We start from the raw sequence: 21,582 nt of genomic DNA, 5'->3' as shown, positions 1-21,582 counted from the left end.
AAAACAATTATATGAAAGAAAATCAACGCACTTTTTCAATTTTATTTATTACCGCTGTTTTATTTGTAACCAATGGTTATTCTCAACAAAATGTAGTAGTTGCAGGAGGAAATGCAACCGGAAGCGGGGGCAGTTCTAGTTATTCGGTTGGACAGATCGCTTATGTGAGTTTGACCGGTGATAATGGTTCCGTTTTGCAAGGTGTTCAACAGCCTTATGAGGTAATTACTTTGGGTAATGATGAATTTAAAGGTATTGACCTTGTCATGACTGCTTATCCAAACCCTGCTGTTGATGTGCTTACTTTAGTCATTACCAAAGAAGAATGGAATGATTTGTCTTGCAGGCTTTTTGATACGACAGGAAAAATCGTATCCGAAAATTTAAAAATTACAGGCTCCGAAACAAGTGTACCCATGCAGCAATTAAACCATGGGATTTATTTTCTGGCAGTAAGTAAAGAAGGCAAGACGATAAAAACTTTTAAAATCATCAAAAAATAAAATTATAACAGCAGAAAAATACATGAAGAAAATTACTCTCGTATTACTATTATTAAGTTCTTTTACTTTTTTATTTGCACAGGCTCCACAGAAAATGAGTTACCAATCGGTTGTTCGAAAAACGGATGGGACATTGGTTGCAGGTACCTTAGTGAGTATCAAAACCAGTATATTATTAGGATCAACAAGTGGCACTGCTTCTTATGTAGAAACCCAAACCACCACAACAAACAGCAATGGATTAGCCACTATAGAAATAGGTGGAGGGACAGCTGTTACCGGAACTTTTGCAGAAATAAATTGGGGTGTGGGATCCCATTTTATCAAGACCGAAATCGATCCAACAGGAGGTAGTAATTACACTATTAGTGGTACAAGTCAGTTGTTAAGTGTACCTTATGCGTTGTATGCGGGAAGCAGTCAAAGTAGAGGAAAAACGACTATTTTTATAGGTGGAGATATTACAGATGTGGAAGCTGTGGCACAGATTAAAGCTGAATTTGGACCTGAAACAGAAAATGTTTACATTGTTGGTACAACAAATTTGACAACTTTGGATTTAAGTGCGGTAGAAAAAGTAATAGATTTAAAAATAAATGATAATTTGAAATTGGTTTCTGTAAATTTTAGAAATCTTAGTGAAATTAATAATTCGATATATATTTATAATAATCCAAAATTGGCATCTCTGTCATTTCCGGCTTTGAAAGTGATACGTGGTGGAAGTGATTTTGAAATTATGGGCAACGAATCATTAGCATCACTTTCTTTTCCCGCGTTGATCAGAGTTAAAAATCTTTATGCAAATGCTAACCCGGCACTTAGTTCAGTAGACTTATCTTCTCTAGCGTCATTGGATGGTAAAGTTAAAACTCTTCAATTTGTAGGTTGTGCTCTTTCAAGTACTCAGGTCAATTTATTATTAAGTAAACTATTAAATGTTTTACCAGCTTCAGATAAAAATTTTCATTTTAACAGACAAAATCCACCCGCTCCTCCTACAGGACAAGGGCTTATCGATAAAGCAGCTTTAATTAATGCAGGTAATTCAGTTACTACGGATTAGTTTGTTGGAATTCTTTTTGTTTAGGTTTCTAGTAAATTTAGGTTCTTGGAAGAATATCCAATAAATACAGTAATATTATAAAAGATTATCATTCTAAAATCAAGAAAAATATATGAAAAAAATTACTCTTGCCTTACTATTATTGAGCTCTTTTACCTTTTTGTTTGCGCAGGCTCCGCAAAAAATGAACTACCAATCGGTTGTTCGAAAAACGGATGGGACGTTGGTTGCAGGTACTTTAGTAAGTATTAAAACGAGTATCCTGGCTGGCTCAGCAACTGGTACAGCTTCTTATGTAGAAACACAAACCACCACAACAAACAGCAATGGATTGGCTACTATAGAAATCGGTGGAGGAACACCCGTTACCGGAACTTTTTCCGGAATAAATTGGGGAGCCGGATCACACTTTATCAAAACTGAAATCGATCCAAAAGGAGGAAGTAACTACACCATTAGTGGTACCAGTCAGCTTTTAAGTGTACCCTACGCCTTGTATGCGGGAAGTAGTGAAAATAAAGGAAAAACAACTATTTTTATAACGGGAGATGTCACAGATGCAGAGGCGGCGGCACAAATACTGGCTGAGTTTGGGCCTCACACAGAGAAGATTTATGTGACTCGTACCACAAACCTGACAACTTTAGATTTGAGCGTATTAAAAAGAATATTTTATCTTGATATAAGTTTTAATTCTAAACTAGTTGCTGTAAAGTTTGACAATCTTAGTGTAGTTCAGGATGAATTTAATATAAGATATAACGAAAAATTGAGTTCAATTGTATTTCCAGTATTAAACGTAATATTAGGAGATGATCAGGCTACGATATACGATAATAAGTCTTTAGCGTCAGTCTCTTTTCCACTACTAACCCAAATTAATAGTTTGTATATTACCTCTAATTCGAGCTTGAATACGATTAATATACCTACGTTATCTCTTACTACTGGTAAGCAAATTGGATTTGGTGATAATGCATTACCAAGTTCTCAGGTTAATTCGTTGTTAAGTAAACTAAAAGATGTTTTACCTGCTTTAGGAAAATCGATTCAATTACAAGGACAAAATCCACTAGCTCCTCCTACTGGTCAAGGACTTATCGATAAAGCAGCTTTAATAAATGCAGGTAATTCAGTTACTACGGACTAGTTTATTGGAATTCTTTTTATTTAGGTTTCTAATAAATTTAGGTTCTTGGAAGAATATCCGATAAATACAGTAAGATCATAAAAGATTAACATTCTAAAATCAAGAAAAATATATGAAGAAAATTACTCTAGCATTACTATTATTAAGTTCTTTTACCTTTTTATTTGCCCAGGCTCCGCAAAAAATGAGCTACCAATCGGTTATTCGTAAAACGGATGGTACATTGGTTGCAGGTACTCTGGTGAGTATTAAAACCAGTATATTATTAGGATCAACAAGTGGCACTGCTTCTTATGTAGAAACCCAAACCACCACAACAAACAACAATGGATTAGCCACTATAGAAATAGGAGGAGGAACACCAACTACAGGAACTTTTTCAGGAATAAACTGGGGAGCAGGATCGCACTTTATCAAGACAGAAATTGATCCAACAGGAGGAAGTAACTACACCATTAGCGGTACAAGTCAGTTGTTGAGTGTGCCTTATGCCTTGTATGCGGGAAGCAGCCAAAATAAAGGAAAACCAAGTATTGTTATAACGGGAGATGTCACAGATGCGCAGGCAGCAGCACAGATTATCGCTGAATTGGGGCCTTATACAGAAAATATTTATGTAACCAGTACGACAAACTTAACGACTTTAGATTTAAGTGTAATAAAGAGTTTAATAAATTTGAAGATCCAAAATAACTTAAAGTTAGTGAATGTGAATGTAAGTAACCTTGCTGAAGTGTATAACGATTTGGACGTGTCAAATAACGACAAACTTACTTCAATTGGGTTTCCTCTTATGAAAACACTGCATGGATACGACACAGGTATTTTAAATAATCCGTCTTTAACTTCTATTTTATTTCCTTTGTTAACTTCATGTAAAGGGCTTTATTTTAGTAATAATAAGATTCTTACTTCTATCGAATTGCCATCATTAGCCTTAATTACAGATAAAAATTTATCCATTAATTTTAATAAAAATGCGCTTTCGAGTTCACAAGTTAATCTAATTTTACACAGATTGCTTAATCTTCCTTCTAACACAGGAAGTTATGTTCAGTTACAGGATCAGAATCCTCCAGCTCCTCCTACAGGACAAGGTATTACCGATAAAGCAACTTTAGTAAGCAGAGGCTATTCTGTCGCAACAGATTAAATGAACTTCTTTTTATGAATAATATCCAAAAAGACACCAGTAGAAATACTGTTTTTTTTGTTTGAACGCGAACTCATAATTCCATAAATGATATAAATTTTTCTGAAAGTAATGTAAAATAATTGGCAATAAAGTGATGATCTTTACTATAGTGGTTTGAAAATCAAATAAAAAGAGGAATAATCTTAATCGAAATACAATGAACAATATTTTTAGAGGATTAATAGCGGGTTACGGTGCGAAAAAATTAGGTGGAGGCTGTTTTGGAACTATTTTCGTGTTTATTATTATTTGGGTGCTTTTAGGACAATGCAGTTAATTTTTGGCTAGAAGAATCAACAAAAAAGTCTTAGATTCGCAGCAATAAACAACGAGGATTACGGATTAATTTGGTGTATTTAAAACCAGTTAATTAAGTGATTTTTCTAAAACATAATAAGTATAATGGCATCAGGTTTTTTCGTACTATTAGACGATATCGCAGCAATCATGGATGATGTTGCAGTAATGAGTAAAGTTGCAGCAAAAAAAACAGCAGGTATTTTGGGTGATGATTTGGCCGTAAATGCGGAGAAAGCTTCAGGGTTTGCATCCTCGAGAGAACTTCCGGTATTATGGGCAATTAGCAAGGGGTCTTTATTGAATAAAGTGATTATTTTACCAATTGCTTTTGTGTTAAGTGCTTTTTTGCCGGTAGCTATCATTATAATTCTGGTACTTGGAGGTTTATTTTTGGCTTACGAAGGAGCAGAGAAAATCTACGAATTTATATTTCCGCACCATCACGAAGAATCGGAGGGAATCACAGATGAAACGTTTACAGAAGAAGAAATTTTAGAAGCTGAAAAAGGAAAAATAAAATCGGCGATCGTAACCGATTTTATCTTATCAGTCGAAATCGTGATTATTGCTTTAGGTACCGTAATGGGTCAGCCTCTTAGTCAGCAAATCATAGTAACGTCAATAATTGCCTTAGTGGCAACTGTTGGTGTTTATGGTATCGTGGCACTTATTGTAAGAATGGATGAAGCAGGGTATAAGCTTATTAAATTCAGTAAAAAAGAGAAAAGCATATCGAAATTTATTGGAAACATACTAGTAAAAGCATTGCCTTTGGTCATTAAAAGTTTAACCGTGATTGGTACAATAGCTTTGATTTTAGTAGCAGGAGGAATCTTTGTACACTATATTCCGTTTTTACATCATCTAATGGAAGAAATTAATGTTCCTTCTATCATAAAAGAATTTGTGACAGGTTTAGTGCTAGGTTTTGCAGTATTGGCTGTAATAAGTCTGTTTAAAAAGATATTTGGTAAAAAAGAAGTTGCTTAAAAAAAAAATAGCACCATAAATACAACAAACACCAGTCGAAAGGCTGGTGTTTTTTTTTTTTTTTTTTTTTGAGTATTGTAAATATTTTTTTAATGCTTAAAGTGTTTTAATCCGATGGGTAAGTATATTTGACAGACTAGTAGTAATAAAATACTTACAGTATGAATTATAGTGTTTTGTTTAACTTTGCTGTTTTGAAAGAAAATAAATGTTAATTTTTAACTATCACTTGTAATTTGTATTCTTTTTTTTATAAATTTGCCTTTCAATAATGAAAAAAAGTGGGGTGGTTTTTGGAGAATAAATCAGGTGTTATATATTATAGAAAAAAAAGAAATTTACTCTTTTTTTTCTACTTTTTTCTAGGAATTGTGCATGGGCAATGTGTGCCTACTTTTACAGATTCGGTTTTATATAATCCGGTTTGTTCTTTTCAATGGGTTACACACCCATCAGGAGGACAGCTTAGAATTAATTTATCTCCTTTAACGTTCAATAATACCTATACATTTACAACCGTTGGGGAATCATCAGAAGATACTTTTCTGGCTTTGTATAATAGTTCGGGTGTATTGTTAGCATCAAACGACGATGCATCTGATTGTATAAAATGCAAGCAATCAACAATTCAGTTTAATTCACAGGCTTTTTATTCAGGTGCATACGTGATCATATCAAAAAGCGGATGTCTGGATTTAAATAATGTAATTATGAGATTTAATGCAATTAATAATTATGATCCCCCGCCAAAAATAATTGAGCCCGAAATTCCATTTTATCCCTGTAAAAGTAAAAGTGTTTATCTAAAATCATCTGCTATTGTTTTACCAGCAAAACCCTGGTCAAGTTCTGACCCAAGTCTTGCGACGGTAGATCCTGAAACCGGAGAGGTAAAATTTTTAAAAGAAGGTATCGTGAAAATTAAATTACGGGGAAATTTAAACTGTGAAACAATAAAGACTTATAATATTATAAATATACCGCAGACTTCTGTAATTACTCATGATTAAAATTTTGACACATAAAATTCTAAAAAAAGTACTGGTTTTATTAACTGTATTTTTTTTCTCATCTGTACAAGCCCAATTAACAACTTCTACGCAAAAGGTATGTTTTGGCACAAGTAAGAAATACTCAGTTGATTTGGCTGATGGCGTATCGGGAACTCCGGGTTCTACATATAATTGGCGTGTAGTTGAGGCAATGTTTTCCGGGGTTATTCAGAATCAAAACACTAATTCTATTACCGTAGATTGGGGATCTACTCCAGTAGGGGAGTATCATTTAGAGGTAACAGAAACTAATTCTGCTTGTTCAGGAGATAAAGTTACTTTAGTGGTAACCATTGTGGATCTTCCGGTAGTTACAGTAAATGATGCTGTGATTTGTGAAGGTTCGAAAGCAACTTTATATGCGACAGTAACCCCCGCAGATACTGGAAATGACTATGTTTATGAATGGACCACACCCTCTGGAGGAAATCCCGGTAATGTTTCAAGTATTACTACTGGTACAGCGGGTAATTATAGTGTAAAAGTGAAAAATTCTTTAGGATGTGTTAGTATTGCTTCTAGCGGGATTGTTGTTGTAAACCCGTTACCATTGGCTGAGATTACCCCGAAAGGATCTACTACTTTTTGTTTTGGTGGAAGTGTGGTACTAAATGCAAATACTGGATCTAATTTGAAATATCAATGGAAAAAAGGCGGAATGGATATTATAGGTGCAGTAAACAGTTCCTATGTTGCAACAGAAAGCTCCGATTATAGTGTACAGGTTACAAATGGAAATAATTGTATAAAAACATCGGCCCCAATTAGCGTTAAAGTCAATCCTCTTCCTGTTGCCGAAATTACAATTTTACCAGCTGAGTCCTTAGAATTTTGTGAGGGTGGTAGTGTTACATTACTTTCGAAGATGAAAACTAATTTATCATATGAATGGAGAAATAAAAACAATGTTATCGTAGGTACTTCAGCCTCTTACAAGGCAACAGAAAGTTCAGATTATACACTTAAGGTTATTGATGCAAATGGCTGCTCAGCTATTTCAAAAGCTACATCAGTTATAGTACATCCATTGCCTGATGCATCAATAACAGCTATTGGTCCTACTACATTTTGTGATGGTGACAGTGTAGTTTTGAAAGCAATTGAAAAGCCCGGGTTCTTATACCAATGGCAACGAGACACTATTGATATAATTGGTGCAAACAATAGTTCTTACAAGGCAACTGAAAGTTCTAATTATACGGTAACTGTTACGGATAGTAATTTTAGTACAAATTGTTCAAGAACTTCACCATCTCCCGTTAAAGTTGTGAAAAAGTTATTACCGGTTACTAGTCCTATTTCTTATGATTAAATATAATTTGAAAAGTTATAAAAAACACAAATGATGCGAATAGTATTCAAATCGAAGCAAAGTTATTCTTTTTCTCTTAAGATTGTATTAGCCTTATTTCTTGTTTTTTTTTCTTTTTGCTCCCGGGGGCAACAAATAATTTGCTTTGGCAGTGTGAGTAATTATGGAGTTGACAGGTCTGAGAATTTAGGTTTAGGGACATCAGGATCTGTGTATAATTGGATCATTAAGGATTCACGTTTTGTTGGAAAGATACTAAAGCCTTATAATGACAGAACTAATGAGATCAGTATAGAATGGAAAGATACTCCACCTGGAGATTATCTTTTAGAAGTAAATGAAAAGAATGATTATTGTACGGGTTTAAGCCAAATACTTTTAATTAAAATCCTTCCTTTACCATTTGTAAATTTGCCTGATCAGTATCTCTGCGTTGACCCTGTTACAAATCAATTATTGAACCCAATTTTGATTGATACAAAATTATCAAATGAATTATATAAATTTAAGTGGAAATGTGATGGTGTAACATTACCGGATATTGATTCCGGAATTATAGTTAGTAAAATTGGAACTTATACGGTTGAAATAACAGACCAATTAACCGGGTGTGTAACCAATGACAGTTCAGTCGTCGGTAAATCGTCGTCGGCTATTGCATCGGTAAAGGTTAACAGTATTTTTTTTGATATTCAGGATATTATTATTTCAGTTACAAATGGTATCGGAAATTATGAATTTTCTATAGATGGAATAAATTTTCAGGATGACCCTTCTTTTTCAGTATCTAAATCCGGAATTTATCAGGTTGTTATTCGTGATAAAAATGGCTGTAATCAGATATTTCTAACTGCGAATGTGATTAAGTATCCTAAATTTTTTACCCCTAATGAGGATGGTTTTAATGATGTATGGAAAATCGATGATTTGTTGCCTTCAATGAATCCAAAAATTAGCATTTTTGACAGGTATGGAAAATTGTTAAAAAAAATAAATACAATTGGAGAGGGCTGGGATGGAAAATATAATGGTATTGACTTATTTTCTGATGATTATTGGTTTTTGATAGAGTATATCAATACTGATGGAAGCCCAGCGGTATTTAGATCTCACTTTTCTTTAAAAAGGTAGTCGATTAGAGTATTGCTTTAAAATAATAAAATAACGTTTTGCAAAATAAACTGATTTCTAAAGTTTAAAAAAACATAAACAAAACACCAGTCGAAAGGCTGGTGTTTTGTTTTTTGAAGCACTGTAACTTATTTTTAAAAAGGACTTTTGTCCCGCTATTCACTCTATCTTTTCCCTGCTAAAAAAGCAGGAAAAAGGATGCCGTTTCTATCGGGGCTATGCGATAAATTTTGGTTTTTCATAAGAAAGTGGTGTTTTTTTTTAAGTATTTTGACGGAATAAAGATTTGATTTTTAATGGTTTATTTGTTTTGTCGAAAGAATTAACAAATTTGAAAAGCAACCATTGCCATCCAACGGCATCTTCATAGTAATTAACAATTAATTATTATTTTATATGAAAAGGTTTAAATTAAAATCAGTTTTTGTAGTATTATTTCTAACGATTGGATTGGCTTCATGCAGTAACGATAATGACGCACCAAGTATTCCTGAATCAATTACTAAAGCTGCTTTAGTGACCGAAGTGAAAGGTCCTGCAACCGGGAAGGTTAATGAAGAACTGAGCTACGATGTTACCTTTATTGTCGATAATGCTTGTGGAGAATTCAGTAAAATTGGTGAAGTGACCATTGGGGGAGTAAAAGGGCTACAAGTTGAAGTTAAGTATCCAACAGGAGTTTGTACTACTCAGGTACCAGATCCTAAAAAGACAGTTTACAAATTTAAGTCCGCAACAAAAGGAACATTTGAAATCAAATTCAAAAAATCGGAAACGGAATTCGTAACGACGAAAGTGGTTATTGAGTAATTAAGTTTTTAGACGATAAATCTTAGGTAACGAAACCATTTTGCAATCATTTGATTCTTTAATAGAGAGGGATGTTTGTAAGATGGTTTTCTTTTTTATAAGAACTGGAAGATAGGTGTTCTTTGTCATTCTTTCAAAAAACACTATTTTTGCACTCTAAATTTTATGTCATGCCGAAAAGAAAGTATAAAATAGCCGTTATTCAGTTAAATCTGAATGATGTTGCCGAGAATAATCTTAAAAAATGTATCAGCTGGGTAAAAGATGCTGCCAATAAAGGAGCTGAAGTAATCTTGCTGCCTGAATTGTACAGCAGTCATTATTTTTGCCAAAGCGAAGATGTAGATAATTTTGCATTAGCCGAACCACTTTACAGTACTTCATTTATTGCTTTTAGTGCCTTGGCAAAGGAATTAGGAGTGGTAATTATTGTTCCTTTCTTTGAGAAAAGAATGGCAGGAATTTATCATAATAGTGCTTATATCATTGATACGGATGGAACAGAAGCAGGGTTATACCGTAAAATGCACATTCCGGACGATCCGCATTTCTATGAAAAATTCTATTTCACACCGGGTGACTTAGGTTTTCAGGCTATTGAGACTAAAAAAGGAAAAATCGGAACCCTTATTTGCTGGGATCAATGGTATCCGGAAGCAGCACGTATTACTGCTTTAAAAGGAGCTGAGGTTTTATTTTACCCAACAGCAATTGGATGGCATCCAAAAGAAAAAGAAGAGTATGGAGTAAATCAATATGGTGCATGGATGAACGTAATGAAAGGCCATGCTGTTGCAAATGGTGTTTTTGTTGCCGCTGCAAACCGTATTGGATTAGAAAAATATATTGAAGGAACAGAAGGAATTCAGTTTTGGGGAGCTTCGTTTATCGCGGGACCTCAGGGTGAGATTTTGGCTCAGGCTTCTCATGATCAGGAAGAAATTCTAATTGCTGAAGTTGATTTGGATCTACAGGAAAACGTACGTCAGAACTGGCCATTTTTCAGAGACAGAAGAATTGATGCTTTTGGCGATATTACCAAAAGAGCGATTGATCAATAAGTAAAAAATACCTTTATAGAAAGGCAAAGAAGTAGAGGCTGTTTAATTTTAAACAGCCTCTTTTTTTTAGCAGAGACAATATCGTTTTAAAATTTTAGCTTTAATTCGACGCTGATAAAATGGATAGACACCGATTTTTTTCTCTTTAAATGAGTTTACAATTTTTAAGATCTGTTTTTATCCGCGTTGAAGTAAGACGTAGACTAAAACTGCTTTTGGACTTTAATTCCAATCTTAATTATTTATATGCAAAAGAGGCTGTTTAAATTTTTAAACAGCCTCTTTTTATACTAGCTTAGAATTGTTTATTTCACCTGGAAAGTAACTCTTCTTACGATTTGACGCGCTTCTTTTGAATTTTTGTTCACAGAAGTATCTTCACCGTTAGCAATTACATTCAGCCTTGAAGCATCGATTCCTGCATTTGTTGCAATCTTTTTAACTGCTTCAGCTCTTTTTCTTGATAATTCAGTATTGTAGCTTGAGTTTCCAATTTCGTCTGCATAACCAATGATATCAGCAGATTTACCAGGATTGTTTTTCAGGTATTTCACTAAGAAATCAACACCGGATAGAGAAGTATTGGTTGGTTTAGAAGAATTGAAATCAAAGTATACATTTACATACCCTCCGTTAATTAATTCTTCAACCGTTTTGTTTGTTGGAGCAGCTTCACTTCCTTTTTTAGCATAAGTTTTATCTAAATAGCTTTCTAATTCGTCCGGAACACCATTTTGATTGGTATCAATAGATTGTCCTTTAGTATTAACAGCCACTCCTGAAATTGTATTTGGTTCTAAATCATACAAATCAGCAACACCATCTTTATCGGTATCAATAAGATTAGTTTCAATTGTATTCACTCGGTCTTCTAATTTGTTCAGTCTTTCATTGTCTTCAGAATACCAGTCAGCATGTTTTGTGTTTTTACCTAAGTAAAACGTCAAACCAACAGATGCATTTAATAGCACACCATCTAATGAACCGGTAGCAGGAACTCCTTTTCCATCGAAGTTGTGGTTTTGTCTTCCGTTAACAATTCCGGTAAGATCTCCGGTTAAAGCAACTCTGTTGCTTAGTCTCACTTGTCCGGTTAATCCCATAATTCCGTGAGCCATATAATCTTTCCCGTCAAAACCTTTATCGCTGCTTAATTGAGAAACCCCAAAACCTCCATGTGCCAATAAACCGAAAGTATTTGTCCAGGTTTCAAAGTTTAAAGCTCTTCCAAGGTTAACAACCCCTTGTAAACTTGCTCTGTAATATTTGCTGTCAAACTCCGGAGTGTCTTTACGTTCCTGAAATTGATCGTATCCAACATCCAGTTTCAAACCAAATTTAGGATTAAACATATATCTTACTCCTAAATCGGCATGAAACGGACTAACTGATTCTGTTGAATAACCAGGTGTTATGGCTCTCATAGGTTTGTTTAAACCTCCGTTTAATTCTATAGACCATTTATTGTAAGCAGGTTTGTCAATTGTAGACGGGGCCGATGTCGTTGTCGTGTTTTGTGCACTGGCAGCGATTGATAGTAGTAAAAGTGATACTGAAGCTAATTTCTTTTTCATGATATCCAAATTTTTATTTAATATTATTTTTGAGCCTTAACTTTTAAACTCAGGACAAATTTATAGTACGAAATTTAGATAGTGTTCTATTTGGTCTTACATAATTCCCATCTTTTGGGTTTTAATTATGCAAATATGTTAATGAAATCAAAATATTTGGTCAAAAAGAGGGGCTAAATTTAATTTTTAGCCCCTTTTTGAAATTGTAAATGTGAAGGTTATTTTAAATCTGGTTGGTATATTTTTACAGTTCCATCTCCTTCACTACTAACGACTAACAAACTTCTTTTGGTTGGACTTTTAGAAGCCGGAATGAAGAGTATTCCTTCCGGAGCGTCACCGGTTTTTACCGTCTGTAAATATTGTGGTGAAGCAGGATTGGTTACATCATAAGTCATAAAAGCATCAGATCTTTCTAAACCAACAAATAAAATATTCTGAGATCCCATTTTAGCGGCAACGACTGCTTCCGGCTCAGAGCCTTTGTCATCGCTACGTTTGTCATCGTAGGTTCCAAGTTCATTTGTTTTTTTATCTGTATCATTTTTACTATCATAAACAATTTTTCCGGTATTCCCATTCCAGATAGAGAAGGAGCGGGCTCCAAAAGCGACCAACTCATCCAGGTCACCGTCGCCGTCAGCATCTCCCATATCGGCAATAAGGTTAAGTCTTCCTAAATTAGTCTCCAATTTTAAAGTGGTAGCATCAGGAAAAGCAGTGGCATCCAGTTTCATGTCTTTCATTCTTTTAATATCTGCGTAGGCAGCATATTCTCTGGCATCACCTTCGTTGGCTGTAACAAAATAAGGAGTATTGTTTGCTGAAAAATGACTAATGGCATCCGGCATGTACATTCCTTTTACTTTCCAGGGATTAAAAGCAATTTTATCGTCTTTATCACTTACATCAATGGCATTTTCGGCGGTATTGAAATTTTTAAAGCCCAGAGGATAAAGAGCTGTGATGGTTTTAGAAGTTAGATCTACTTTGGCAACACCATTATTTTCCTGTAAAGTCACCCAGGCAGTTTTAGAATCATCAGATATGGTAATGTATTCAGGTTCTATGTCCTGAGTAAAACTCTTGGCAAATTTTGAAATTCTAAGTCCTTCTTTTTTCAAAGCTTCGGCCTGACCACTAAAAGAACTGAAATCTAAAGTGGTAACAGCATAAGTAGCTGTATCAATAATAGAAATGCTTCCGTTTGGATCCTGCGTATAATCGGTGTTAGGTTCTCCTTCGTTAGCCGTCATGATGAATTTTCCGTCCGGCGAAAACGTAATCATATCGGGTAATGCACCAACGGGAACTTGTTTGATTAAGCTGTAATCGCTGGTATTAAAAATAACCACCTTTCCATTTCCTTGTTTGTTAAGAGTTGATTCTAAAGCAACAGCCAGTTTTCCATCGTAAACTGCAACACTATTGGAAGCACCTTCGTACGGAGTCAGATCGATTTTACCAATTTTAACGGGTTTTGTAGGATCGGAAATATCAATGACATCAATTTGATTCGTTCCGCTATTATTTACTGTAAAAAGTCTTTTTGTTTTTTCATCATATGTCGAAATCTCAGCGGCAGCTTCGCCGCCAATAGTGATCGAACCGATTTCTTTAAAAGAACCCGGATTTTCGTTGACCACAATTTCGGATTCCTGATTTTTTGAGGTTTCATCATTATTACAGCTTGCCATAACAAATAAAGCAGCTAATAATGAAAGGCTTACATTTTTCATTTTTGTGTTTTTTAGTTTTGCCAAATGTAATTAGCAGATTGTGGTCTTATATTAAGGCTTTATTATTTAATCTTTAACTTAATCTGTTAATTAGATAACTGGTTAATTTGTTATTTATTAAATTGTTAGGTTGCTCAATTGTCTAATTCTCCAATTATCTAATTATCACATTATCTAATTATCACATTATCTCATTATCTTTGTACACTTTCAAATTTAGAATCATTTTATGTCAACAAATAATAGAAGGTTTCCGGCGGAATGGGAGAAACAACAAGGAATTGTATTGTGTTTTCCGCATAATGGAAACGATTGGCCGGGAAAATACGAAGCTGTTCAATGGGCTTTTGTAGAATTTATTAAAAAAGTAGCCACTTTTGAAACTGTTTTTTTGGTTGTAGCCGATGAAAAACTAAAAGAAAAAGTAAATGGAATGCTGGAAATGGGACGAGTGAATCTGGCGAATGTTTCTTTTATTGTTCACAAAACCAATAGAAGCTGGATGCGTGATTCGGGGCCAATTATTGTACAAAATGGTTCAAAAAGAGAAGCTTTGAATTTTAATTTCAACGGTTGGGCGAAGTACAAAAACTACCAGCTGGATAAATTTGTTCCTGCTAAAATAGCCGATTTTATTGATGTTCCGCTTACGCAGGTAATGTATAAGGGGAAACCTGTAATTGTAGAAGGTGGTGCAATTGATGTAAACGGAAAAGGAACTTTATTGACTTCTGAAGAATGTTTGATGCATCCGACCATTCAGGTTAGAAACGCAGGTTTTACTAAAGAAGATTACGAGGCTGTTTTTAAGGAATACTTAGGAGTTACCAATGTAATATGGCTGGGTGACGGAATAGAAGGAGATGATACACACGGACATATCGACGATTTATGCCGATTTGTAAACGAAGATACTATTGTAACGATTGTAGAAACGGATAAAAACGATTCTAATTATAAACCATTACAGGACAATTTGAAACGTTTGCAAAATGCAAAACTGGAAGACGGAAAATCACCAACTATCGTAGCATTGCCAATGCCAAAACGTGTTGATTTTGATACGTTAAGATTACCGGCTAGCTATGCGAATTTTCTAATTTTGAATAATTGTGTACTGGTTCCTACTTTTAACGATAGCAATGATCGTGTAGCTTTGAATATACTTGCTGAATGTTTTCCTGACAGAGAAGTAATCGGTATCAGTTGTATTGATTTTATTTGGGGCTTTGGAACATTACACTGTTTGAGTCAACAGATTCCGGCTTAATTTTTAGATTTCGAAGGATATCGAATTTTTTTGCCACAGATTAAAGGATTCTCGCAGATTATAAAAAATCAGTTTTTAATCCTTTAATCTGTGGCAAAAAGAATAAAAAAAACCTTGTTAGTCAGCTAACAAGGTTTTTTTGCTTATATATCTTCCGATACGGCAGGATCTCTTCATTGTCTCACAAAAGGAGGTAATAATTGGCTTGAAACTTCTCCAAAGCCAATACGTACTTCATTGCTTTCGCAGAAACCTCTGATGATTACTGTGTCACCATCTTCTATAAATTTACGCTCACCACCACCATTTAAGGCTATTGGGTTTTTTCCTCCCCAGGTTAGTTCTAACATCGAGCCAAAGCTGTCTTCAGTTGGGCCGGAAATAGTTCCTGAACCCATCATATCACCAGAGTTTACACGACATCCGTTGGATGTATGATGTGTTAACTGCTGTGCCATAGACCAGTACATGTATTTGAAGTTTGATCTTGAAAGTACGGTTTCTTCTTGATTTTCAGGTTTTAAAGCAACCTCTAAATGAATATCGTACGCTTTTTTGCCCTTTGTTTGTAAATAGGGAAGCGGAGTAGGATCTTGTTTAGGGCCTTTAGTTCTAAAAGGTTCTAAAGCATCCATTGTAATAATCCATGGAGAGATTGAAGAAGCAAAGTTCTTAGCTAAAAATGGTCCAAGTGGTACATATTCCCACTTTTGAATGTCACGTGCGCTCCAATCGTTTAATAAAACCATTCCGAAAATATAGTCCTCTGCTTCGTAAGTTGAAATGTTTTCGCCCATTACATTTACATCTGTAGTAATGAAAGCGGTTTCTAATTCAAAGTCTACTAAACGGGATGCTCCAAATACCGGGGTATCATGTCCTGCAGGCAAAGTTTGTCCCATCGGGCGGTGTACCGGAATTCCTGACGGAACTATGGTAGAACTTCTTCCGTGGTATCCTACCGGAATGTGTAACCAGTTTGGCAATAAAGCGTTTTCAGGATCACGGAACATTTTTCCAACGTTCGTTGCGTGTTCTTTACTGGAATAGAAATCCGTATAATCACCAATTAAAACTGGTAATTGCATTTCGACATCATCAATATTGAAAATAACAATATCGCGGTCTTTCTTTGAATCTCTTAATTGCGGATTGGTTTCGTCGAAAATATCAGCAATACGGTTACGGACTAATCTCCATGTTATTTTTCCATAAGAAATGAAATCATTAAGAGTGTCCTGCATGAACATATCATCAGTCAGATCTATTCCTGCAAAGTAGTTTAATTGTTGTAGAGCCCCTAAGTCTATAGCGTAATCGCCAATTCTTGTTCCTACAGTAACAACATTTTCTTTGGTAAGAAAGATACCGAATGGAATATTTTGAATAGGGAAATCACTATTTTCAGGTACTTCTAACCATGATTTTCTCTTAGTATCGTTAGCGGTTATTGGCATGTGAATGTTAATTATTTGTTGAAAAATTCTATGTCAAATATATCATAATCTAACAGTTTGACAAACGTTTTTTTGTATTTTTGCAGGAAATTAACGAAAAACGAAAAAATGCAACGAGACGAACAAATTTTTGACCTTATACTAGAAGAAAAGGACAGACAAATTCACGGATTAGAACTTATCGCTTCAGAAAATTTTGTAAGTGATGAGGTAATGAAAGCAGCTGGTTCTGTTTTAACTAACAAATATGCCGAGGGTTACCCTGGCAAAAGATACTACGGAGGATGCGAAGTAGTAGACGTAATTGAGCAAATTGCCATTGACAGAGCCAAAGAATTATTTGGAGCTGAATATGCAAACGTTCAACCACACTCTGGATCTCAGGCTAATACATCAGTTTACCATGCATGTTTAAATCCTGGAGATACTATTTTAGGTTTCGACTTATCTCACGGAGGTCACTTAACTCACGGTTCTCCTGTAAATTTCTCAGGTCGTTTGTACCGTCCTGTTTTTTATGGTGTAGATGCTGAAACTGGTCGTTTAGACTATGATAAAATTCAGGAAATTGCCACTAAAGAACAACCAAAATTAATCATTGCAGGAGCTTCGGCTTATTCACGTGATATGGATTTTGCACGTTTCAGACAAATTGCAGACAGCGTAGGAGCTATCTTGTTTGCTGATATTTCTCATCCTGCAGGTCTTATCGCTAAAGGATTGATGAATGACCCGATTCCACATTGTCATATTGTTTCTACAACTACTCATAAAACATTACGCGGACCACGTGGAGGTTTAATCTTGATGGGGAAAGATTTCGAAAACCCACAAGGTTTAAAAACTCCAAAAGGAGAAATCAGAATGATGTCTTCTTTATTAGATCTTGCTGTTTTCCCTGGAAATCAAGGTGGACCTTTAATGCACATCATTGCAGCTAAAGCAGTAGCTTTTGGTGAAGCACTTAAAGATGATTTCTTTACTTATGCTATGCAATTGCAGAAAAATGCAAGCGCTATGGCTGATGCTTTCGTAAAAAGAGGATACAACATTATTTCTGGCGGAACAGATAACCATATGATGCTTATCGACTTAAGAAATAAAGGTATTTCTGGTAAAGAAGCTGAAAATGCATTAGTAAAAGCAGAAATTACAGTAAATAAAAACATGGTTCCATTTGATGATAAATCACCATTTGTAACTTCAGGAATCCGTATCGGAACAGCTGCAATCACAACTCGTGGTTTAGTGGAAGAAGATATGGAAACGATTGTTGCTTTAATTGATAAAGTGCTTGTGGATCATACAAACGAAGCAGTTATCGAAGCCGTAGCAGATGAAGTAAATGAAATGATGAGCGAAAGACCAATTTTCGTATACTAATAAAGTTTCAAGCTTAAAAGTTTCAAGTTTAAAGTTTTGTACTGTAAAAGGTATAGAACTTTAAACTTTTTTTAGTTCTGGGAGTAATTAAGTTTCATGTTTTTTACCGCGGAAAATATAGAAAGTTAAACCTTTTAAGTTGTGGAAGCAACCTGAAACCTGAAACAAAAGAAACCTGAAACAAAAGAAACTTGAAACCTGAAACAAATAACAACAAAAAATGGGCGTACTAAGATTACAACTGCCAACAGACCCAAGATGGGTCAATATTGTAGAGAAAAATATTGAAGAAATCCTGACGGATCACGCTTGGTGCGAGCAGAAAGCAGCAACAAATGCGATTACGATTATTACTAATAATTCTGAACATCAGGATTTAGTGCAGGATTTATTGGCGTTAGCCAAAGAAGAAATCGATCATTTTGAGCAGGTTCATAACATTATCATTAAAAGAGGATTGAAGCTTGGACGTGAGCGTAAAGACGATTACGTAAACGAACTGTATCAGTACATGAAGAAAAGTGGAGACGGAAGCCGTGTTTCCGGACTGGTTGAAAGACTGTTGTTTTCTGCGATGATCGAGGCCAGAAGCTGTGAGCGTTTCAAGGTGCTTTCTGAAAATATTCAGGACGAAGAACTGGCCGTTTTTTACAGAGAGTTAATGGAAAGCGAAGCCGGACATTACACTACTTTTATCACCTATGCCCGAAAGTACGGCGTTGGAATTGACGTAGAAAAACGCTGGAGAGAGTGGCTGGCTTTCGAAGAATCAATTATTACCAATTACGGAAAAGGAGAAACTATTCACGGGTAACGTTTGTAGTTTATAGTTTACAGTTTATAGTTTATAGTGAGCGGTATTTAGTATTCAGTTCACATCTAACATTTTACATCTAATATTTCACCATTCACAATCCGTAATTCACTATATTTGAGAGCCACTAAAACGGAAACGTATGAGAATAGAAGCTGATTTAAAACTGGGATTTAAAGATGTAATGATTCGTCCAAAGAGATCAACGCTAAAAAGCAGATCTGAAGTTTCTTTAAAACAAGATTTTAAGTTTTTGCACAGTACTTCGTCTTGGTCCGGAGTTCCAATTATGGCGGCGAATATGGATACGGTAGGAACTTTTGAAATGGCCAGAGTTTTAGCGAAAGAAAAACTCTTTACAGCCATTCATAAACACTACTCTCCACAAGAATGGAAGGTGTTTTTAAAAGATAAGACAACTGATTTTTATGATCATATTGCGATCAGTACGGGAACAGGGACAGAAGATTTTGAAAAAATAAGCCGGATTATTACAGAGAATCCATTGCTTAAATTTATTTGTATCGATGTTGCAAATGGCTACTCAGAACATTTTGTGCAGTTTTTGAAGCAAACTCGCAAACAATATCCAGACAAAGTTATAATTGCTGGAAATGTAGTTACGGGAGAAATGGTTGAAGAACTACTTTTGGCTGGTGCTGATATAGTAAAAGTAGGAATTGGTGGTGGTTCTGTTTGTACTACCCGTGTAAAAACAGGCGTAGGGTATCCACAGCTTTCGGCTATTATTGAATGTGCCGATGCTGCTCACGGTTTAGGTGGACATATTATTAGTGATGGCGGTTGTAAGACACCGGGAGATGTGGCAAAAGCATTTGGTGCAGGATCGGATTTTGTAATGTTAGGCGGAATGTTGGCAGGACATACAGAAAGTGGCGGCGAAGTGATTGAAAAAAAGGGACAGAAATTCAAGCAGTTTTACGGAATGAGTTCTAAAACAGCTATGGAGAAACATGTTGGGGGAGTGGCTGAGTACCGGGCAAGTGAAGGTAAAACAGTGCAGGTACCTTTTAAGGGTGAGGTTATAAATACAATATTAGATATTTTGGGAGGTTTACGAAGTACTTGTACCTATGTAGGGGCTTCGCGTCTAAAGGAACTTACCAAACGAACTACCTTTATTAGGGTAAGTGAACAGGAAAATCAAGTTTTTACAAAATAATAAAAGCATTTTAAAATAGAATTATGATTGCAATTTCAGAAGCTACAGTTAGAGATATTAAACAAATTCAAAAAATAGTACATATAACATGGCCGATTACATACGGTGAAATCTTAACCAAAGAACAATTAGATTATATGTTGGATCTTTTTTACTCTGATGAAGCTTTGGCTGATCAGTTAGAAAAAAGAGAGCAGTTGTTTTATATGATTGAGGATGAGATGACCACTATAGGGTTTATCGGAATTGAACACAATTATAAAGAAAAAGCAGCAACCAAAATTCATAAAATTTACCTTTTACCGGAAACTCAGGGAAAAGGAATTGGTAAAAAAGTGATTGAAGAAATTGAAAGGCTTGGGGCAGTACACAATTCTCAGGCATTATCCCTAAATGTGAACCGATTTAATACGGCTCTGGGTTTTTACAAAAAGATAGGTTTTGAAATTGTTGGAGAATCCGATCTTGATATTGGAAACGGTTACTTGATGGAAGATTATGTGATGGAGAAGAAGTTCTAGAATTGAGCCATATATTCTTTTGGAAGTGAGATGTAAGTTGTGAACTGTAAAATGTAAACTGTAAACTGTTAGATGTGAACTGTTAGATGTGAACTGAGACTGAAAACTGAGACTGAGAACTGAGACTGAGAACTGAGACTGAGAACTGAGACTGAGAACTGAGACTGAGACTGAGAACTGAGACTGAGAACTGAGACTGAGAACTGAGACTGAGAACTGAGACTGTAAACAGAAAACTACCACTTTAACTCACAATCACATCGTGCTTGAATAACAATCCTTTTACTTCATTCAAAGCAAAAACTGCTTTTTTTAGTTTAGTTTTTGAGGGATCAATAGTGTAATTGTAGCTGGTTTTGAAATCGGCTTTATTGGCGATGGCTTTGTTAAATTCAGAGCGATACAAATCGCAATTCTCAAACAGGACGCTGGTGAGGTCGGTAGCCATAAAATCTACAGCAATTAAACTACAATTCGTAAAAGTGGTTCCTTTGATCTTTAAAGTGTAAAATTTTGAAAAATCCAAAATGCAATCGTAAAAATGAATTTCAAAGATCAGTTTGTCGCACATGGTAAAATTAACGTCTTTAATTTCGCAGCGATTAAAAGTGGCGGTTCGAAAGGCAACATAGTTAATTTTAGCTTCGCTGAAAATACAATCGTTGAAAACACAATCGATGAAAGTAACGGCTAAAAAGGTACAGGCAGAAAAATTACAATTGTTAAAAACACAACATTCAAAATCTTTAAAATTGACATCCTCTTTACCATAGATAATGGTATCGTATTCTTTATCAAGGAAATATTGAGATTCTTTTTTCAAGTTGATTTTTAAAGATAATTTTCAGACCGAAAAGATACTAATTATACGAGTACTAGCAGACGATAAATAAAGATAATTTTCGATCCCGAAGGTGACTTTCGGACGGAATAGAAAAGGAGGTTAAGACCTTTTGCCTGATGCAGTTAAGGAACTCTGTTTAGAGGTGTTTTTTGTGAATTTGATATTTTTTGACCCTTAAAATGTTAAGTACTTAATTTTAGAGGTAAAATTTAAGAAAATCTTAGCAG

The 21,582-nt window shown here is 35.1% G+C and carries 19 protein-coding genes; 15 read left to right on the top strand and 4 right to left on the bottom strand.

Annotated elements, in window-relative coordinates; genetic code table 11:
• The first annotated feature begins 11 nt into the window (after window positions 1-11).
• From LNQ34_RS21170 to LNQ34_RS21125, 10 genes are all read left to right on the top strand, one after another.
• Window positions 12-503, top strand: coding sequence for a T9SS type A sorting domain-containing protein (locus tag LNQ34_RS21170; RefSeq protein ID WP_230001149.1), 492 nt, complete (start codon window positions 12-14; stop codon window positions 501-503).
• A gap of 22 nt (window positions 504-525) precedes the next feature.
• A complete protein-coding gene (locus tag LNQ34_RS21165; RefSeq protein ID WP_230001148.1) occupies window positions 526-1,569 on the top strand; it encodes a receptor L domain-containing protein in 1,044 nt (347 codons plus the stop codon).
• Window positions 1,570-1,681: 112 nt separating this feature from the next.
• Complete coding sequence (locus LNQ34_RS21160; protein WP_202702482.1) at window positions 1,682-2,719, top strand: hypothetical protein; 1,038 nt, start codon at window positions 1,682-1,684, stop codon at window positions 2,717-2,719.
• A gap of 112 nt (window positions 2,720-2,831) precedes the next feature.
• The gene (locus LNQ34_RS21155; RefSeq protein WP_230001147.1) at window positions 2,832-3,872 is read left to right on the top strand and encodes a hypothetical protein; all 1,041 of its coding nucleotides are present in this window, start codon (window positions 2,832-2,834) and stop codon (window positions 3,870-3,872) included.
• A 444-nt stretch (window positions 3,873-4,316) separates the two neighbouring features.
• Complete coding sequence (locus LNQ34_RS21150; protein ID WP_230001146.1) at window positions 4,317-5,204, top strand: DUF808 domain-containing protein; 888 nt, start codon at window positions 4,317-4,319, stop codon at window positions 5,202-5,204.
• 293 nt (window positions 5,205-5,497) lie between these two features.
• On the top strand, window positions 5,498-6,214 hold the full coding sequence (locus tag LNQ34_RS21145) for an Ig-like domain-containing protein (RefSeq protein ID WP_230001145.1): 717 nt from the start codon (window positions 5,498-5,500) through the stop codon (window positions 6,212-6,214).
• Window positions 6,215-6,218: 4 nt separating this feature from the next.
• Complete coding sequence (locus LNQ34_RS21140; RefSeq protein WP_230001144.1) at window positions 6,219-7,568, top strand: hypothetical protein; 1,350 nt, start codon at window positions 6,219-6,221, stop codon at window positions 7,566-7,568.
• A gap of 153 nt (window positions 7,569-7,721) precedes the next feature.
• A complete protein-coding gene (locus LNQ34_RS21135) occupies window positions 7,722-8,699 on the top strand; it encodes a T9SS type B sorting domain-containing protein (RefSeq protein ID WP_230001143.1) in 978 nt (325 codons plus the stop codon).
• A gap of 396 nt (window positions 8,700-9,095) precedes the next feature.
• Window positions 9,096-9,509, top strand: coding sequence for a hypothetical protein (locus tag LNQ34_RS21130; RefSeq protein WP_202703655.1), 414 nt, complete (start codon window positions 9,096-9,098; stop codon window positions 9,507-9,509).
• Window positions 9,510-9,679: 170 nt separating this feature from the next.
• Window positions 9,680-10,570 carry a carbon-nitrogen hydrolase gene (locus LNQ34_RS21125; RefSeq protein ID WP_017497081.1) on the top strand — a complete coding sequence of 297 codons (891 nt, stop codon included), beginning with the start codon at window positions 9,680-9,682 and terminating at the stop codon, window positions 10,568-10,570.
• 305 nt (window positions 10,571-10,875) lie between these two features.
• On the opposite strand, the gene LNQ34_RS21120 is transcribed toward LNQ34_RS21125, so the two are convergent.
• On the bottom strand, window positions 10,876-12,144 hold the full coding sequence (locus tag LNQ34_RS21120; protein ID WP_230001142.1) for an OmpA family protein: 1,269 nt from the start codon (window positions 12,142-12,144) through the stop codon (window positions 10,876-10,878).
• Between the two features lie 218 nt (window positions 12,145-12,362).
• Window positions 12,363-13,883, bottom strand: coding sequence for a choice-of-anchor I family protein (locus tag LNQ34_RS21115; protein ID WP_230001141.1), 1,521 nt, complete (start codon window positions 13,881-13,883; stop codon window positions 12,363-12,365).
• Window positions 13,884-14,112: 229 nt separating this feature from the next.
• On the opposite strand from LNQ34_RS21115, the gene LNQ34_RS21110 reads away from it, so the two are divergent.
• Entirely contained in the window at window positions 14,113-15,153 is a 1,041-nt protein-coding gene (locus tag LNQ34_RS21110; protein WP_202703658.1) for an agmatine deiminase family protein, read from the top strand.
• 173 nt (window positions 15,154-15,326) lie between these two features.
• Here LNQ34_RS21110 and fahA read toward each other — a convergent pair whose 3' ends face one another.
• A complete protein-coding gene (gene fahA, locus LNQ34_RS21105) occupies window positions 15,327-16,610 on the bottom strand; it encodes a fumarylacetoacetase (protein ID WP_202703659.1) in 1,284 nt (427 codons plus the stop codon).
• A gap of 108 nt (window positions 16,611-16,718) precedes the next feature.
• Here fahA and glyA point away from each other — a divergent pair, with 108 nt between their 5' ends.
• The 4 genes from glyA to LNQ34_RS21085 all read left to right on the top strand — a co-directional run bounded on the left by glyA (window position 16,719) and on the right by LNQ34_RS21085 (window position 20,511).
• Complete coding sequence (gene glyA, locus LNQ34_RS21100; RefSeq protein ID WP_202703660.1) at window positions 16,719-17,993, top strand: serine hydroxymethyltransferase; 1,275 nt, start codon at window positions 16,719-16,721, stop codon at window positions 17,991-17,993.
• A 220-nt stretch (window positions 17,994-18,213) separates the two neighbouring features.
• Entirely contained in the window at window positions 18,214-18,807 is a 594-nt protein-coding gene (locus LNQ34_RS21095) for a MiaE family protein (RefSeq protein WP_017497075.1), read from the top strand.
• A gap of 142 nt (window positions 18,808-18,949) precedes the next feature.
• A complete protein-coding gene (locus tag LNQ34_RS21090) occupies window positions 18,950-19,990 on the top strand; it encodes a GMP reductase (protein ID WP_202703661.1) in 1,041 nt (346 codons plus the stop codon).
• 23 nt (window positions 19,991-20,013) lie between these two features.
• Complete coding sequence (locus tag LNQ34_RS21085) at window positions 20,014-20,511, top strand: GNAT family N-acetyltransferase (RefSeq protein ID WP_230001140.1); 498 nt, start codon at window positions 20,014-20,016, stop codon at window positions 20,509-20,511.
• A gap of 244 nt (window positions 20,512-20,755) precedes the next feature.
• Here LNQ34_RS21085 and LNQ34_RS21080 read toward each other — a convergent pair whose 3' ends face one another.
• Window positions 20,756-21,334, bottom strand: a complete 579-nt coding sequence (locus LNQ34_RS21080) for a pentapeptide repeat-containing protein (protein ID WP_230001139.1) — start codon at window positions 21,332-21,334, stop codon at window positions 20,756-20,758.
• Between the last annotated feature and the right edge of the window lie 248 nt (window positions 21,335-21,582).

Source organism: Flavobacterium lipolyticum (genome assembly GCF_020905335.1).
GTDB classification, from domain to species: domain Bacteria; phylum Bacteroidota; class Bacteroidia; order Flavobacteriales; family Flavobacteriaceae; genus Flavobacterium; species Flavobacterium lipolyticum.
Note: the sequence above shows the minus strand (reverse complement) of the source record. Positions and strands in the feature narration are given on the sequence as shown.

Coding starts and splice junctions, on each gene's coding strand:
- LNQ34_RS21165 (WP_230001148.1), top strand. CDS start 526: ATGAAGAAAATTACTCTCGTATTACTATTATTAAGTTCTTTTACTTTT.
- LNQ34_RS21160 (WP_202702482.1), top strand. CDS start 1,682: ATGAAAAAAATTACTCTTGCCTTACTATTATTGAGCTCTTTTACCTTT.
- fahA (WP_202703659.1), bottom strand. CDS start 16,610: ATGCCAATAACCGCTAACGATACTAAGAGAAAATCATGGTTAGAAGTA.
- LNQ34_RS21110 (WP_202703658.1), top strand. CDS start 14,113: ATGTCAACAAATAATAGAAGGTTTCCGGCGGAATGGGAGAAACAACAA.
- LNQ34_RS21090 (WP_202703661.1), top strand. CDS start 18,950: ATGAGAATAGAAGCTGATTTAAAACTGGGATTTAAAGATGTAATGATT.
- LNQ34_RS21130 (WP_202703655.1), top strand. CDS start 9,096: ATGAAAAGGTTTAAATTAAAATCAGTTTTTGTAGTATTATTTCTAACG.
- LNQ34_RS21085 (WP_230001140.1), top strand. CDS start 20,014: ATGATTGCAATTTCAGAAGCTACAGTTAGAGATATTAAACAAATTCAA.
- LNQ34_RS21115 (WP_230001141.1), bottom strand. CDS start 13,883: ATGAAAAATGTAAGCCTTTCATTATTAGCTGCTTTATTTGTTATGGCA.
- LNQ34_RS21125 (WP_017497081.1), top strand. CDS start 9,680: ATGCCGAAAAGAAAGTATAAAATAGCCGTTATTCAGTTAAATCTGAAT.
- LNQ34_RS21170 (WP_230001149.1), top strand. CDS start 12: ATGAAAGAAAATCAACGCACTTTTTCAATTTTATTTATTACCGCTGTT.
- glyA (WP_202703660.1), top strand. CDS start 16,719: ATGCAACGAGACGAACAAATTTTTGACCTTATACTAGAAGAAAAGGAC.
- LNQ34_RS21095 (WP_017497075.1), top strand. CDS start 18,214: ATGGGCGTACTAAGATTACAACTGCCAACAGACCCAAGATGGGTCAAT.
- LNQ34_RS21150 (WP_230001146.1), top strand. CDS start 4,317: ATGGCATCAGGTTTTTTCGTACTATTAGACGATATCGCAGCAATCATG.
- LNQ34_RS21120 (WP_230001142.1), bottom strand. CDS start 12,144: ATGAAAAAGAAATTAGCTTCAGTATCACTTTTACTACTATCAATCGCT.
- LNQ34_RS21155 (WP_230001147.1), top strand. CDS start 2,832: ATGAAGAAAATTACTCTAGCATTACTATTATTAAGTTCTTTTACCTTT.